This is a genomic window from Caulobacter sp. GW821-FHT05F04 (genome assembly GCF_059419665.1).
This window is the reverse complement of record NZ_JBWKSF010000003.1, coordinates 151,327-165,339: the sequence shown is the minus strand read 5'-3', so window position 1 is coordinate 165,339 and position 14,013 is coordinate 151,327. Positions and strand designations below refer to the sequence as shown.

9 protein-coding genes are annotated in these 14,013 nt (G+C 68.2%); 2 read left to right on the top strand and 7 right to left on the bottom strand.

Annotated features, from left to right (window positions below; genetic code table 11):
- Window positions 1–52 precede the first annotated feature (52 nt).
- The 6 genes from AC07R7_RS09395 to AC07R7_RS09370 form a co-directional block, all read right to left on the bottom strand.
- Window positions 53–1,225: an acetyl-CoA C-acyltransferase gene (locus tag AC07R7_RS09395; RefSeq protein ID WP_494634957.1), complete on the bottom strand. Its 1,173-nt coding sequence runs from the start codon at window positions 1,223–1,225 to the stop codon at window positions 53–55.
- Complete coding sequence (locus AC07R7_RS09390; protein ID WP_494634956.1) at window positions 1,225–2,118, bottom strand: SDR family NAD(P)-dependent oxidoreductase; 894 nt, start codon at window positions 2,116–2,118, stop codon at window positions 1,225–1,227. Before AC07R7_RS09390 ends, AC07R7_RS09395 begins: the two co-directional genes overlap by 1 nt.
- A 112-nt stretch (window positions 2,119–2,230) precedes the next feature.
- Window positions 2,231–2,860 carry a TetR/AcrR family transcriptional regulator gene (locus tag AC07R7_RS09385; RefSeq protein ID WP_492887953.1) on the bottom strand — a complete coding sequence of 210 codons (630 nt, stop codon included), beginning with the start codon at window positions 2,858–2,860 and terminating at the stop codon, window positions 2,231–2,233.
- 108 nt (window positions 2,861–2,968) lie between these two features.
- Entirely contained in the window at window positions 2,969–4,510 is a 1,542-nt protein-coding gene (locus AC07R7_RS09380) for an AMP-binding protein (RefSeq protein WP_494635227.1), read from the bottom strand.
- A gap of 26 nt (window positions 4,511–4,536) precedes the next feature.
- Window positions 4,537–6,201, bottom strand: coding sequence for a carboxylesterase/lipase family protein (locus AC07R7_RS09375; RefSeq protein ID WP_494634955.1), 1,665 nt, complete (start codon window positions 6,199–6,201; stop codon window positions 4,537–4,539).
- On the bottom strand, window positions 6,191–8,455 hold the full coding sequence (locus AC07R7_RS09370) for a TonB-dependent receptor (protein WP_494634954.1): 2,265 nt from the start codon (window positions 8,453–8,455) through the stop codon (window positions 6,191–6,193). Before AC07R7_RS09370 ends, AC07R7_RS09375 begins: the two co-directional genes overlap by 11 nt.
- Before the next feature lie 177 nt (window positions 8,456–8,632).
- On the opposite strand from AC07R7_RS09370, the gene AC07R7_RS09365 reads away from it, so the two are divergent.
- The gene (locus AC07R7_RS09365; protein ID WP_494634953.1) at window positions 8,633–9,943 is read left to right on the top strand and encodes a spinster family MFS transporter; all 1,311 of its coding nucleotides are present in this window, start codon (window positions 8,633–8,635) and stop codon (window positions 9,941–9,943) included.
- A 117-nt stretch (window positions 9,944–10,060) separates the two neighbouring features.
- Here the strand turns inward: AC07R7_RS09365 and AC07R7_RS09360 are convergent, their stop codons facing one another.
- Window positions 10,061–10,738, bottom strand: a complete 678-nt coding sequence (locus AC07R7_RS09360) for a TetR/AcrR family transcriptional regulator (protein WP_494634952.1) — start codon at window positions 10,736–10,738, stop codon at window positions 10,061–10,063.
- Window positions 10,739–10,938: 200 nt separating this feature from the next.
- On the opposite strand from AC07R7_RS09360, the gene AC07R7_RS09355 reads away from it, so the two are divergent.
- Window positions 10,939–13,983, top strand: a complete 3,045-nt coding sequence (locus AC07R7_RS09355) for a TonB-dependent receptor domain-containing protein (protein ID WP_494634951.1) — start codon at window positions 10,939–10,941, stop codon at window positions 13,981–13,983.
- The last annotated feature ends 30 nt before the right edge of the window (window positions 13,984–14,013 follow it).

Sequence of the window (14,013 nt, the reverse complement as noted above, 5' to 3'; positions counted from 1 at the left end):
ACAGCCTCTGCGAGGCTTCCGGGATGACAGGGATTTAGAGCTCCATTTTCCCTTACAAGACCTCGAACAACCCCGCCGCGCCCATACCGCCGCCGACGCACATGGTGACGACGACGTGCTTGGCGCCCCGGCGCTTGCCTTCGATCAGGGCGTGGCCGGTCAGGCGCGCGCCCGACATGCCGTAGGGATGGCCCATGGCGATGGCGCCGCCGTCGACGTTCAGCAGCTCGTCGGGAATGCCCAGGCGGTCGCGGCAATAGACGACCTGGCAGGCGAAGGCCTCGTTCAGCTCCCACAGGCCGATGTCGTCGATCTTGAGATCGAAGCGTTGCAAGAGACGCGGGATGGCGAAGACCGGGCCGATGCCCATCTCGTCCGGCTTGGTCCCGGCCACGGCCATGCCGATATAGCGACCAAGAGGCTGCAGGCCGCGCTTTTCGGCCAAGTCCGCCTCCATGACCACGCAGGCCGAGGCGCCGTCCGACAGCTGGCTGGCGTTGCCGGCCGTGACCGTACCGCCCGGCCGCACGACCTTCAGGGCGGCGAGGCCTTCCAGCGTGGTGTCCGGACGCACGCCCTCGTCGCGACCCAGGGTCACCTCGCGATGCGAGACGGCGCCAGTCTCCTTGTCGGCGACCTTCATGCGGGCGGTCATCGGGACGAGTTCGGCGTCGAAGCGCCCCGCCTCCTGGGCCGCCGCCGCGCGCTGCTGCGAGGACAGGGCGTACAGGTCGCAGACCTCGCGGGTGATCCCGTAGCGCGCCGCGACCGTCTCGGCCGTGTCCAGCATCGGCATGTAGGCGTCGGCGTGCAGGGCCACGAGCTCGGGATCCTGGTCGACCCGCAGCTGCGGCGTCTGGACCAGGGAGATCGACTCGACGCCGCCGGCGACGATGACGTCCATGCGGTCGACGATGACCTGCTTGGCGGCCGTGGCGATGGTCATCAGGCCCGATGAGCACTGGCGATCCATGGTCATGCCCGGGACCTCGACCGGCAGGCCGGCCCGCAGCGCCGCCATCCGACCGATGGTGGCCTGGAAGCCCTGCGGCAGCGAGCAGCCGAGGATGCAGTCCTCGACCTCGTCCGGAGCCACGCCGGCGCGCCGCACCGCGTGGCTCAGGGCGTGGGCGGCCAGGGTCGGCGACGGGGTGTCGTTGAAGGCCCCGCGATAGGCGCGGCCGATCGGCGTACGCGCCGTGGAGACGATGACGGCCTGGCGCATCACGCGCGTTCCCCGACAGCCTTGGCGATCAGACCCGCGCTGGCGACCTCGCGCTCGGCCTGGGTGAAACCGTAGGCCGGGACGATCTCGCCCGCGCGGTCGCTAACGCCGTCCCACTGGCGGATCACCTGCTCGCCCGCGTCCGCGCCGCCGCCGATATAGCGGCCATCGGTCAGGGTGATGTTGGCGGTGGCGAAGTGGCCGGCGCCGGCGCACAGGATCGTGCGGGTCGGAGCGTCGTCCTGGACCAGGGCCAGCAGGCCTGGGCTGACGAAGGCGGGGTCGAGCAAGGCCAGGCTCTCGGCCGACAGCACGCCCTCGGTCATGCCCGTGGCCGCCGTCGGGGCCAGGCAGTTGACCCGCACATTGTACTTCTCGCCCTCGATGGCCAGGGTCTGCATCAGCCCGACCAGCGCCATCTTGGCCGCGCCGTAGTTGGCCTGGCCGAAATTGCCGTAGAGGCCCGACGACGAGGTGGTCATGACGATGCGGCCATGGCCCTGCTCGCGCATGAGGCCCCAGACGGCCTTGGCGCAGACCGCCGCGCCCATCAGGTGGACGTCGACCACCAGGCGGAAGTCATCGAGGCTCATCTTGGCGAAGGTCTTGTCGCGCAGGATGCCGGCGTTGCTGATCAGGATGTCGACCCGGCCCCAGCGAGCCACGACCTGCTCGACCATGGCGTTGACGGCGGCCTCATCCGTAACCGAGGCGGCGACGCCGAACGCCTCGCCGCCCTGGGCGACGATCTCGGCGGCCACGCGGTCGGCGGCCTCCTGGCCCAGGTCGTTGACGACCACCTTGGCGCCCTGCCCGGCCAGATACAGCGCGTGAGCGCGGCCCAGCCCCCCACCGGCGCCCGTGACGATCGCGACGCGTCCTTGCAGCATCATGAAACTCTTCCTTTCTCGCCCCAAAACTCGACGAGCCCGAAGCTCGCACTTAAGTCACTATCTCGTTAGTGAATATCTTTGACAGAACTGTCCCGCCCAGGGCAAGCCGCCTTTAGGCCTGGGCCTTGCGCCGCTCGCAGGCCGCGATGAAGCCGGCGGCCATGAACGCGGCCATCCGCTCCTTCACGGCGTGGAAGTCGTCGGACTTGCAGACCCCGCCCGACAGCTTGTCGATCCGGCCGGTGCGCGCCAGGGTCAGCATCAAGGCCCCCGTCACGAAGTGGTAGCCCCAGAAGATATCGGCCTCCGGACAGTCCGGCAGGGCCTTCTTCAGCAGGTCGATCAAGCGCAGCACCACGGGGTCGAAATGCTTGTCCATCAGCGACGCGCCCCACTCCGGCGTGTTGGCGACCTGAGCGCCGAGGGCCGCGTAGTTCTTCCAGCCCTCCCCGCCCTCGATGTAGAGATCAAGGTCGGTGTCGAGGAACGCCCGGAGGGCCCCCTCCACCGTCGGCCTGCCGGCCGAGGCCGCCTCGTACTCGTCCAGCGCCCGCATCCGCCGCTCGCTGGTCACCACCGCCCGGCGCGCGAAGACCGCGTCGAACAGGGCTTTCTTGTCGTCGAAATAGTAGTTCATCAGCGTGTGGTGCACGCCGACCTGCTTGGCCACGTCCTTCAGGGTGACGCCGTGGAGCCCGTGCTTCGAGAACAGCTCCTCGGCCGCGTCGAGGATCTGCTCCATCTTCTCGGCGCGCTGTTCGGCCTTGGTGGTGCGTCGACGGGTGGGGGCGGCTTCGGACACTGAGCGGGACTTCCTGGCATTGGGCGAAAGGCGTGGACGGACGAAGCGTTAACCGCCGCCGTATTCCGTTCGCAGCCTTATCTTGTCGATCTTGCCGGTCGACGCCAGGGGCATGCGCGGCAGGCGATAGACGGCGTCGGGGATCCACCAGGTCGCCACCCGGCCACGCAGCGCGTCCAGAAGCGCTTCGTCGCTGACCTCCCCTTGCGTCTCGACCAGCAGGATCGGTCGCTCGCCCCACTTGGGATCGGACCGGCCGATGACGGCGGCCAGCGACACCTCGGGCAAGGATGCGACCAACGCCTCGATCTCGGCGGGGTTGATCCATTCGCCGCCGGACTTGATCAGATCCTTGGCGCGGCCCGTGATCATCAGGTTCCCCGCCGCGTCGATGCGGGCCAGGTCGCCGGTCGGGAACCAGCCGTCGGCGTCGGTGGCCGAGGTCTCTTGGCCGAAATAGCGTTCGACCACCGCCGCGCCGCGCACCCGCAGGTGACCTTCAGCGTCGCGTTGCCGGGGTAGGGCCACGCCGTCGGCGTCGGTCAGCAGCAGGTCGACGCCCACGGCCGGACGGCCGGACAGCGCGGCCTGCGACGGCGCGTGCAGCGGCGCGACGGTGCCGGAGGGCGACAGCTCGGTCATGCCCCAGCTGGTCTGGACGGTGACGCCCAGGCCCTGCTCGATTCGCTCCATCAGGGCCGGGGGCATCGGCGCGCCGCCGACCATGATGCGCTTCAGCGACGGGAGGCGCTCGCCCGTGGCGTCCAGATGCTCGACCAGGCCCAGCCAGACCGTCGGCACCCCGACCCCGACCGTGACGTCCTCGGCGGCGATCAGGCGGGCCAGGCTGGCGCCATCGGCGTGGCGGCCAGGCAGGACCAGCTTGGCGCCGACCGCCGGCGCGGCGAACGGCAGGCCCCAGGCATTGGCGTGGAACATCGGCACCACCGCCAAGACGGCGTCGGCGCCCGAGATCGCCATCACGTCCACCTGAAGGGCCCGCAGGGTGTGCAGGTAGCTGGAGCGGTGGGTATAGGTCACGCCCTTGGGCGCGCCCGTGGTGCCCGAGGTGAAGCACAGGCCGCTGGGCGCGGTCTCCTCGAACTGGCCCCAGACGGCGTCCGGCCTGGCGGCGGCGATCAGTGGCTCCAGGGCTTGGCCTTCCGACGCCTCGCCGTCGATGATCAGCAGGCGTTCGACGCCCGGCGCGGCGTCCATGATCTCGCGGGCCAGGGGCGCGAGATCGGCCGAGGCGATCAGCACGCGGGCCTGCGACTGGACGATCATCGCCGCCAGTTGCTCGGCGGTCAGGCGCGGGTTCAGCGTGTGACACACCGCGCCCATGCCCATGATCGCGTACCAGACCTCGACATGGTCCTGGGTATTCCACGCCAGGGTGGCGACGCGGTCGCCCTTGCACACGCCAAGCCCCGCCAGCACCGAGGAGACCCGAAGGCTGCGGTCGCGGAGATCCGCGTAGCCGACCCGGTCGATCCGTCCGCCCTCGCGCGCGGTCACCACCTGGCCGTCGGGCCGCCACTTGGCGGCGTGGTCCAGGAACTTGTCGAGCGTCAGGGCGAAGGCCTGCATCTCGCCGTCAATCGTCGGCGCACTACTTATCGGCACTGAGTCACTCCAGGGGGAAGCGGCGGCGCGACGACGCCGACGTTCCAGTTCCAGGGCGTGTCGCCCTGGGCGCGTCGGCGGCACATCACCGCCTCGTTCAGTTCGTACATGCCCGGGCGCAGGCGGACGCCTGGCTGGGGCCCTGCGACGAAGGCCATGTAGGCGCGCTCGGCGCCGTAGGGTTTCCAGGCCGGCTGGCCGGCGGCCCTGGGCGCGCCGTATCGGGCGAACGAGGCCCAATAGTCGCCCATGACCGCCGTCAGCCTGGCCTCCTCGGGCGTGTCCGGATTCTTCGGCCAGGCCGGCGGCGCGCTCTTGGCGGAGCCGAAGACGTAGGGCAGTTCACTGGCGTGGAAGCCATGCAGGCCGGCCGCGTCGGCGGCCGGATAGCCATGGTCGAACAGGTAGAAGTAACCGGCCTGGCCGACGGCGGTCTGCTTGGCCACGAGACGCTCGGCGGTCCAGCCATAGAGCGCGTCACGGGTGGTCAGCAGCACGCTCTCGGGCACGTCGCTGGACGGATAGAGCTTCAGGAAATCGTCGGCGAGGTCGCCGTAGCGCGCCCGGATTTCCTTCTCGTACGCGGCGGCGTCGGCCGGCGGCGGGGGGGCCAGAAAGCGCAGCGAGCGGATCTCGCCGCTGTTGAAGCCGGCCAGGATCGGCACGTGGGCCTGCTCGCCGGCGTCGAACGTGTCGACCAGCTGCTTGGGCAGCACCTTGCCGTCAACCGCGCCGAAGGTCTGGAAACCGGCCATCAGGGCGCCGGTGGTCAAGGTCTCGGCGTCCATGGCCCGAAGGTCGGCCAGGGACTTGGCGCCCAGCTTGGCGGCGGTGGCCGCGCCCATGGTCTCGGCCGGGATGTGGCCGTACCTGGGCTCGCGCAGGTCCGGCGTCGAAACCATGTAGGCGCTCTGGGCGATGGCCTTGCTGAACAGCCCCCGGGCCGGCGGCGAGGCCATCAGGTACATGACGCTCAAGGCCCCCGCGGACTCGCCGGCGATGGTGACATTGGCCGGATCACCCCCGAAGGCGGCGATGTTGGTCCGCACCCACTTCAGCGCCGCGATCTGGTCCAGCAGGCCGTAGTTGCCCGAGACGTGGTCGGGCGATTCCGCGCTGAGCTCCGGATGCGCCATGTAGCCTAGCACGCCGAGGCGGTAGTTGATCGACACCACGACGACGCCTCGCCTGGCCAGGGCCGCGCCGTCGTACAGGCCCTCGGCGCTGGAGCCGCCGATCAGCGACCCGCCGTGGATCCAGACCAGCACCGGGGCCTTCGCGGCCTTGGCTGGCGTCCAGACGTTCAGCGACAGGCAGTCCTCGCTGAACGCCTTCAGGGGCGATGCATAGATGCTGCCCGGACGCGGCTTGGGCTGCAGGCAGGACGGGCCGAAGTCCAGAGCGTCGCGGACGCCGCTCCAACTGGCCGGGGCGGCGGGCGGCTTCCAGCGCAGCGGCCCGACGGGCGGCGCGGCGTAGGGGATGCCCTTGAAGACCTCGAGGCCGTCCTGGGCGACGCCGCGCACCGCGCCGGCCGGGGCCTTGACCACGGGAGCCTCGGCGCGGGCGGCGGCCGGCGCGAGCGCCAGGGCCGCCAGGGCCGGGACGAGTAGACGTTTACACAAGCTGCTCACCGCCGCCCTCCTAGAACGCATAGCCCAGCCGCACGCCGGCCGTGCGCGGCCGCATGGTCGCGAACCGGCTGGCGATGAAGGCCTCGGGGTGGACGTAGGTGATCGAGTGGTCGTCGAACAGGTTCTCGACATAGGCCCCGATCGTGGTGTCGCCCATGGCCACGGCGAAGGTGGCGTTGACGTTCTGGTACGAGTCCGTGAAGCCATAGGTCGCGCTGGTCACGGTGGGCTGGCCTGGCACGTGCTGGAACGAGCCCGGATACGAGCCGACGTGCTGCAGCACGACCGACAGGTTGGCCTTGGCCTTCGGCGTCAGGTCCCAGCCATAGTTGACGAACAGCGAGCCCTGCACTTTGGGCGAGGCCAGGCGGGCGCCGACCACCGCGCCGGAGATCGCCGCCTCGGCCGGGGTCAGCTCGGTGACCTTGGCGTCGTTGAGCGAGCCGTTCAGGCCGATGGTCAGGCCCTTGGCCGGGAAGGCCAGCAGCTCCAGCTCGATCCCCTTGCTGCGCGCCGCGCCGATGTTGGTGGCGAACTGCACGCTGTCGGAGACGCGATTGGCCTGGACCTGGATGTTGCTCCAGTCGATCAGGTAGACGGCGAGATTGGCCGAGACGAGGCCATTCAGGAACCGCCCCTTGGCCCCGACCTCGTAGTTGGTCAGGTCGTCGGACGAGGCGCCGTTCGGGATGATCAGGTCGCTGGGATTGACCAGGCTGGCCCGGCCGGCGAAGGCGTTGACCACCGGGGTGCGGAAGCCGGTCGACACCGTGGCGTAGGTCGTCAGGGTCGACGACGGCTTGTAGGACAGACTGACCTTGAACGAGGGCTTGCTGCCCGTCGCCTTGACGCCGCTGTCCGCCGCGAACGGCGTCAGGGTCAGCGGCCCGCGGATGCCGAACAGGGCGTTGGTCAGATAGGCGCTGCTATAGCCGCCGGCCTCGGTGAAGCCCTGGGCCTCGACCCGGCCATAACGCATGCCGCCGGTCAGCCAGACCTTGTCGCTGAAGTGATAGGTCAGCTGGCCGAAGGCGGCCTTTTCCTGCGAGTTTATGTGGGTGTACTGGCGCTGGTAGTACTCGTCCGGCAGACCGGTGATGCCGTGCGAGGTCAGGAAGGCGGGATTGGAGCGGTAGAAGTAATCCACGTCCAGGCGGCGATCGAGATAGAAGCCCCCGACCACCCAGTCGAGCTTGCCGCCGGGATCGGACGCCAGACGCGCCTCCTCGACGAAGGTCTTCTGGAAGCCGCCGGCGTCGAGCGCGAAGGCGATCGCGCCGCCGAACGTGCCGGCCAGGTCGACATAGAACTTCTGGTCGAACTTCGAATAGGTCGACGAGCTGGTGAAGTGCGCGCCGTCGAACTGGTAGTCGACCGTGACGTTGTGGCTGCGCATCTCGCCCACGAACTGGTCCGGCCGGTCCGAGACCCGCTTGTTCCGGCCCAGGGCCGGATTGACCATCGACGAGTCCTTCGGGTTGCTGTCCTCGTACGAGAACAACGCCTTCACCGACAGGCGGTCGTTGGGCTTCCACAGCAGCGTCGCGCGGCCGCCCCAGTCGACCAGGGTATTGGAGTTGTGGACGCCGGTGCCGAGGTTATCGAGATAGCCCTCCTCGTGCCGGTAGAAGCCGACCACGCGCAGGGCCAGCTTGTCCTGGACGATCGGCATGTTGAGCATGCCGTTGTAGCGTTGGCGCAAGGAATCCGAGCCGGTCAGACCGAAGTCGACCAGGGCCGCCCCTTCGCGGCTCGACAGGTTCGGCGCCTTGGTCAGGATACGCAGCGCGCCCGACAGCGAGCCCGAGCCGAACAGCGTGCCCTGCGGGCCGCGCAGGAACTCCACGCGCTCGACGTCGAACAGGTTCGGGTCCAGCACGGTGGTGTTGCCGATCGTCGAGATCGGCAGTTCGTCGACATAGACGGCCACCGTGCTCTGCAGGTTCGCGCCGTAGCCGTTGGTCGCGATGCCCCGGGCGGTGAAGTTGTTGAAGTTGGCGGTGGCGCGGTTCAACACCACGCCGGGCGTCTGACGGGCCAGACCCTCGAAGCCGACGATGCCCTTGGCGGTCAGCTCCTTCTGGTCGAAGGCGGTGACGCTGAGCGGCACGTCCTGCAGCTTTTCGGGACGGCGGGTCGAGGTGACGATGACTTCTCCGACCAATGCGGCGTCGCCCCTCCCCTGATCGCCACCGGCCGCCTGGGCCAGCGCCTGTGTTGTCGAAAACACGCCGAGCGCGACGGCGCATGCCGACGCAAGCAGTCCAGCCTTCATGGCGTTCACTCCCCTAACGAGCGTCGATCGTTTGCGTCGACGTTGTGAGCCCACGGTGGCGGTGATCTGGGCCGCTGTCAACACTCACTCACTCGCGTGTGAATATTGACGCGAGGCCGGTATTGAGGTCATCCTCGCTGCAAGCAAGGCTCGAGAACGGGCAGCTGGGAGGAAACCTTGAACGACCTCGAGCGCGATGGCGCCGCGGCCTTGTCCGCGCGTCCAGACCACCCTCACCCCGCCCCCGGCCGCCGCGCCTGGCTAGTCTTGGGCATGCTGTGGTTCGTCTATGTACTGAACTTCCTGGACCGGCAGCTGATGTCGATCCTGGCCAAGCCGATCCAGGACACCCTGCACGGCTCCGATAGCCAGCTCGGCTTGATCGGCGGCCTCTATTTCGCGATGTTCTACTGCTTCATCGCCATTCCGGTCGGTTGGCTGGCCGACCGCACCAACCGCGTGGCGGTGCTGTCCCTGGCCTGCGGAATCTGGAGCGCGGCGACCGTGGCCTGCGGCCTGTCACGCGGCTATGGCGAGTTCGCCTTCGCCCGGATGACGGTCGGCTTCGGCGAGGCCGGCGGGGTGCCTCCCTCCTACGCGATCATCTCCGACTACTTCCCGGCCGGCCGACGCGGCACGGCGCTGGGCATCTACAACCTTGGCCCGCCCGTGGGCGCGGCGCTGGGCATCGCCTTCGGCGCGGCGATCGCCGCGGCGTTCAACTGGCGCTACGCCTTCGTGATCCTGGGCGTCGTCGGCCTGGCCGCCGCCTTGATCCTGCCGCTGGTGGTCAAGGAACCGCCGCGCGGCGGCCTGGACGGGACCGAGATCAAGGTCGCCAAGGCCGGCTTCTGGTCGACCCTGAAGATGTTCTTCTCGCGTCCCACCCTGGTGCTGGCCGCGCTGGGCAGCGGCGCGACCCAGTTCGTGACCTATGGCCTGGGCAACTTCACCACCCTGTTCCTGATGCGCGAGAAGGGCATGGCGCTCGACGAGGTCGCCGTCTGGTACGCTCTGGTCGTCGGCATCGGCATGAGCGCTGGCATCTTTGTCTCGGGTCGGGTGATCGACCGCTTCCGCAAGAGGTCCAAGGTCGTCTACGCCATGGCCCCGGTCATCTCCCTGACCCTGGCGATCCCGTTCTATGTCGGCTTCGTCTGGGCCCCGACCTGGCCGCTGGCCCTGGCCCTGCTGATCGGCCCGACTTTCCTGAACTACTTCTATCTGTCGTCGTCGGTGGCGCTGGTCCAGGAGGAAGTGCGCCCCGACCAGCGTGTGATGTCCGGCGCCCTCTTGCTGCTGGTCATGAACTTCATCGGCCTGGGCCTGGGTCCGACCTATGTCGGCGCGGCCAGCGATTTCTTCAAAGCCAGCCATCCGCACAATTCGCTGCAGATGGCGCTCTACACCCTGGTCCCGTTCTATGTGATCGCGATCGGGCTCTTCCTGTGGCTGGCCCGAATCTTCCGCCGGGCTGAACGAGGCTAATTCCAGGGGCGGTCCTCGTCCTTCGACAAGCTCAGGATGAGGACTACTGATGCGCCGGTTTAGTAGAAAACCTCACCCTGAGCTTGTCGAAGGGCGGGGTTTTCGACTCCGCGGGCTTCATTCCTTCAGGGCGATGAAGCCCGCCGCCATGAACCGCGCGATCCGCTTCTTGATCGCGGGAAAGTCGTCGGAGTGGCAGAGGCCGCTGGACAGCCGGTCGATCCGGCCCGTCCGCGCCAGGGTGTTCATCAGCGCGCCCGAGACGAAGTGGTAGCCCCAGAAGATCTCCTCGTCGGCATAGTCCGGCAGGGCGCGCTTGAGGATGCCGACCAGCTTCAGGACCACCGGATCGAAGTGCTCGTCCATCAGCGCCGCGCCCTCGGGCGTGTTGCTGACCCGGGCGCAGAACGCCCCATAGTTCATCCAGTGCTCGCCGCCCTCGTAGTAGAGGTCGAGGTCGGTATCGAGAAAGGCGTGCAGCGCGCCCTCGACGGTCGGCCTGTCGCCCACCGCCTGCTCGTACTGCTCCAGAGCGATCATCCGCCGGCCGGACGTGACCCCGGCCCGCCGGGCGAACACGGCCTCGAACAGATTGGTCTTGTCCTTGAAATAGTAGTTCAGCAGCGTGGTGTGGATGCCCACTCGCACGGCCACGTCGCGCAGCGTTACGCCGTAGAGGCCGTTCTGCGAGAACAGGTACTCGGCCGCGTCCAGAATCTGCTCAAGGCTCTGGGCGCGCTGTTCGGCCTTGGTGCGCGGGCGCTCCTTGGCCTCCTCCGCGGTGGCTCCTGCCAAACCGTCCTCCTGGTCCTACCGTCCGCCGCGTAGTCGGCCCGGCGCGCCCCTGTCAATCGTTCCCATAACGGCAATCGCCGCGTCGGAGCCGCGCTCCGAAGTCATCGAACAATGATCATTGACGCCATCGCGGCGACGCTACAATACTCACTCTTGTGAGAATGAGCGTTAGAGACTCGTTCAACGGGAGGGTTCGCCACATGAGAATTGGGCTTATGAGCGCGTCGGGCGTCGCGCTGTTGATCGGGATCGCGGGCCTGGGCGCCCCGGCCTGGGGTCAGGAAAAGACGACCAACGATCCCACCACCCAGGTCGAGGAGATCGTCGTCACCGGCTCCAACATCCGGGGCTCGGCGCTGGACGCCGCCCTCCCCGTGGAGGTCTATTCTCAGGAGCAGCTGGAAAAGCAGGGCTCGCCGACAGCGCTGGAGTTCGCCAAGAGCCTGACCATCTCGGGTCCGACGACCGGCGAGTCCTACTATTTCGGCGGTCCGACCCTGGTCGGCTCGGTGAACTACAATCTGCGCGGCCTCGGGGCCGACAAGACGCTGGTGCTGCTGAACGGCCGGCGGATGAACCAGAACACCGCCAACGTGCCCTCGATCGCCCTGGCGCGCACCGAGATTCTCAAGGACGGCGCGGCGGTGATCTACGGCGCCGACGCCACCGGCGGCGTCGTCAACTTCATCACCCGTGACAAGTTCGTCGGGATGGAGGCCCAGGCCCAGTACAAGCACATCAAGGGCTCGAAGGGCGACTATTCGGTCGGCGTGATGGGCGGCATCGGCGAGGACCGCGTCAATCTGCTGGTCTCGGCCGAGTACGAGCACCGCTCGCGCCTGAACACGCTGGAGCGCGACTTCACCAAGGCCTCGCTGACGCCAGGAGCCGGCTACAATCCCGCCCCATGGTCGACCCTGACCAACCTCACGGGCTGGCAGCCGCGCGGTCCCCTGCCCGCCGTGCCCACCGCCACGGACACCGGCGAGTGGGGCGCGAACCTGGGCGGCATCGTCTCGGACTTCAGCGCCGCCAGCTGCGCCGCCGTCGGCGGCCGCATGGATAACGCCTACACCTGCGCCTACAACTACATCCCGTACTACCGACTGGTGGAAAACCAGGACACCTACCGGCTCTACGCCCAGCTGAAGGCGCAGATCACCGACAGCATGAAGTTCCACGCCGACGCCTCTTACGGCAAGGTGGATCTGCCGCAGGTGATGGGTTCGCCGGCCCAGCCGGTGTCGCGCGGTCCGGCCCTGACGACGGGCGCCGTCAACCAGTTCTACGTGCCGATCAGTAACCCGTTCGCGGCCGAATTCGCCACCGCCCACGGCATCGTCGGCGCCTCGGGCTTCACGCCGATCACCTACCGACTGTTCGGCCACGGCGGTAATCCCTACTATTCGGGCGGCGACGGCTTCGGCGTGGCTGACAAGATCACCAACAAGGTCTGGCGCGTTTCGGCGGGCGTCACTGGCGACCTGGGCGACCTCGCGCCATTCGCCAAGGCGGTCGGCTACGACTTCGCCCTGACCTATAACGACGCCTACAATTACAATACCCACGCCGACACCGTCGGCTATCGCCTGCAGGAAGCCCTCAATGGCTTCGGCGGCTCGAACTGCCACGCCACCGACCTGGATCCGACCCGCTTCGGCACGCAGAACGCCGCCGCCGCCGGCAAGAACGGCTGCCAGTACTGGAACCCCTTCTCCAGTTCGTTCAAGGGCCAACCCGTGCGCGGCCTAGCCAACCCGAACTACATCGCCGGCCACGAAAACCCCGAGGATCTCTCCCTCTGGATGTTCGATCCGCGCGCGGTGGAAACCAAGAGCAACAACTTCACCGCCGACCTGGTGTTCAACGGCCTGTCGGGTCTGAAGCTGCCCGGCGGCGAAGTGGGCTGGGCGCTCGGCGCCCAGTACCGCTCGTTCGAGAGCCGCCAAATCGTCTCCAGCCCGTTCAACAACGGGACGGTCCAGTGCGAGTGGCCCGCCGGCACGACCAGCGCCAACGGCCCGGGCTCGCCGAACCTGCCGGCCAATCCGCTGCCGACCAACGATCCCAACTTCCGAGGCTGCACGCCCGACGCGCCGGGCCCGTTCGTCCTGTTCGCCCCGACGCTGCCGGTCCAGGCCGACCAGAGCCAGTACTCGCTGTTCGGTGAGCTGCAGGTGCCGCTGTTCTCGACCGTCGACGTCCAGCTGGCCGCCCGCAAGGAGAAGTTCTCCAACGACCTCGGCGCCACTGTCTACAAGGTGTCGGGCAAGTGGAACGTCTGGGGTCCGCTGACCCTGCGCGGCTCGTACGGCACCAACTACCAGACCCCGCCGCTGGGCGTGACGCCGGGCGCCATCACGGTGGCCGCGCGCACCTACACCGTGGCGGCCAGCAACTGGCTGGCGGCGCAGTTCATCACCGACGCCGACCTCAAGCCCGAGACCGCCAAGACCGCCAATATCGGCGCGATCTGGCAGAGCCGGGGCCTGTTCGACGATCACAAGTTCCGCCTGATCGTCGACCACTTCGACATTCGCACGAAGGACCAGATCGGCCAGGTCGCCGACCCGAACCAGATCGCCAGCCTGGTGTTCAACGGCGCCGGCGGCACGATCACCACCTGCGATGTCGCCAAGCAGCCCCTGCTGGCCCGTATCACCTTCAATAGCGGCTGCGCTGTGGGCATGAGCGGCGTCGGGAGCTTCTCCGCCGTCTCCACCCGCTACGGCAACGGGCCGGGCCAGACGACCAAGGGCTTCGACGTTCAAGCGACCTACGGTCTCCCGGTCGGCCCCGGTGATCTGGACGTCAGCTTCACCGCCACCCGGGTCACCGAGCTGAAGACCGGCCCGACGACCCTGGATGGCGTGACCATCTCGACCGGCGACGATCGGCTGGGCACGCTGAACTTCGCCACCTTCGCCCAGGCCGCCCCGAAGCTGCGCGCCAACCTTGGCGTCAACTACGGCCTCGGCCGCCAGAACTTCCGCCTGGGCGTCAACTACGTCTCGGCGGTCAAGGATGAGCGGGCCGGCGTCCAGTACGGCGAAGACGGCAAGGCCTGGGTGACGACCGACTTCACCTACCGCCTGCAGTTGGGCGACGACATGGCCCTGACCGCGACGGTCGCGAACATCTTCGATCGCGACCCGCCTCCGGCCCAGGAAGAGTTCGGCTACGACCCGTGGACCGGCAACCCGTTGGGCCGGACCATCGAACTGGGCGTCAAAAAGGCCTTCTAAGTAAGGCGTTTCCGTTCCTACCTCGCGCGG